Consider the following 2,180-nt stretch of genomic DNA (forward strand, 5'->3'; position numbering starts at 1 on the left):
TCGGCCCATACTAAAAACTCCTCCCTAAGTAAACAAGCTTTAATTATTTGCTTGTCTACCTAAGTAGGAGTATAGCCTTACAGTCCTTTTGAATTAAGCTTTATGCCGATCATCACGTAATAATAACGCTAAAATAAAGCCAACAATTTCAATTCCTAACATGGTTAAGAACACCGCATGATACCCTTTTAGATTAGCAGTGAGCGCTGGCACGCCGGCTTGTAATTGTTTGGCCGTCACATTTGATAAGATTAATGTCGCAATCGCAACCCCTGCTGAGCCTAATATTTGACGCACGGTCGTAATTACCGCCGTCCCATGTGAAATGAGTTGATTAGGGAGTGAGTTCGCCCCTAATGTGACCGCTGGCATCATCACAAAGGCATTGCCGCCTTCAATCAGTGCCGCAATCAGGATCATCGTCAAAAGTGTTAATTGGTTAGGGATCAAGATCAAGACTAGCCAACCAACCACGATCATTGCCATTCCCAATAACATAATCTGTTTATAACCAAATTTCTCAGCTAATCGACCCGTTAATGGATTCAAGATACTTAGGAAGACCGCCCCAGGCACCAATGATAAGCCCGAGATAAATGGGGATACTTTCAAAATGCCTTGATAATAGAGTGGAAAAACAATGGTTACCACGATCAACGCCACGTATGAAATCGCCGTTAAAAAGATAGCAAGATCATAGTTGACGACTTTCAAAACCCGTAATTCGAGTAACGGTGTCGTGAGATGAAATTGTCGATAAGTAAAGTAAGCCACCGCCGCAATTGAAACAATCAGCAATAACCAGCCAATGGTCCAGTTGACGTTAGGTTTGCCAATTTCATTCACAACATATAAGATTCCGGCAAAACCAAGCAACATCACGATTGAAATTGTGTCCAATTTGGATGGCTTGCTAACCATGACATCTTGAATCGTCAAGAAGCTCAAAAAAATCAGAATCGTTGCAACAGTAATAAAGACTAGGAAAAGACCATGCCAATCGGTGAACTTTAGCACAACTCCCGAGATAATCGGTCCAGACGCTAATGCTGACCCCATGACTAGTCCAGCAACGCCCATCGTGGAACCCCGTTTATCTTCTGGCGTAATCGTCAAAAGAATTGACTGGTACGATGGAAATAACACCCCGACAGCCGCCGCTTTAATGAGCCGGCCAACCATCATAATCGCAAAGCTAGGTGCAAAGTAAATAATGATCGAACCAAGATCGAATAACACTAAAACCGTTAAAAATAATTTCTTAAACCCAATGTTATTTAATAGCCAAGGACTAATTGGCATCATCACGACCATGGTCAACATGAAGCCAGTCGTCAACCATTGAACTGTTGAGGCCGAGATACCAAAGTCGTGCATAAACGTTGGATAAACCGTCGATAACGAGGACTGACTAATCGACATCGTCCAAGTCCCCGTCAACAGCGTGAAGATAAACCAGAAACGTCGACGACCTGCCAGTGTCGGCGTCGCTTTTGCATCGTTCATAAAATCTTCCTCTCTCACTTTAGAACAATTATTAACTAACAGCCTCTATTGTAACCATTTTGATTGGAATTGTACAGGTCATGCACATTATCGCGAAAAAAAGGACCACCGTTAGCATTCCGGTGATCCTGACTGACTTATTAACCTGTTTTCAGTTACAATTCACTGATTAACCCGATCCCCCAACCAGTTTAATCCGCCAACATCGCCGCACTAACGGCCTGCATTTTATCTTTTTCCGCATCGGTTGGCTCTGCAACGGCCATCTTTTTAAGTGAGATTACCGCACGATACTGAAGTTCAACGACGTTAATGTCGTCCCGCACATCATAATGAGTAATTGTGACGTAGGCAGAGTTCTCATAGATTTTCTCAACCTTAGCATAAAAATCATAATCGGTATTACCATTTTTCTGGCATTTGACCCGATCCCCCACAGTAATTTTAGCCATTACTATCACTCCACTTCATAAAATATGCTAATAACATATCACTTAATGCAGTGAATAACAATTATTGGTCTCTAATTTAGACCGTTTTCCATTAGTTGCGCTGGTCAACAATCAAATTAACTTCTAATTGTACGAAAAAAGGAATCGACGTTAATCGATTCCTTCGTTTGCATGGCAACGTCCTACCCTCGCAGGGAGCGATCCCCCAACTACTCTCGGCGC

Annotated in this window: 2 protein-coding genes; both read right to left on the reverse strand. The window is 42.4% G+C overall.

Going from position 1 to position 2,180, the window contains the following annotated elements; genetic code table 11:
- Window positions 1–93: 93 nt before the first annotated feature.
- A complete protein-coding gene (locus FFM74_RS13460; RefSeq protein ID WP_137627128.1) occupies window positions 94–1,506 on the reverse strand; it encodes an MFS transporter in 1,413 nt (470 codons plus the stop codon).
- Between the two features lie 191 nt (window positions 1,507–1,697).
- On the reverse strand, window positions 1,698–1,958 hold the full coding sequence (locus FFM74_RS13465; protein WP_137627129.1) for a DUF2187 domain-containing protein: 261 nt from the start codon (window positions 1,956–1,958) through the stop codon (window positions 1,698–1,700).
- Window positions 1,959–2,180: the final 222 nt, after the last annotated feature.

This window comes from Lactiplantibacillus pingfangensis (assembly GCF_005404945.1).
In the GTDB taxonomy this organism is placed as follows: Bacteria; Bacillota; Bacilli; order Lactobacillales; family Lactobacillaceae; genus Lactiplantibacillus; species Lactiplantibacillus pingfangensis.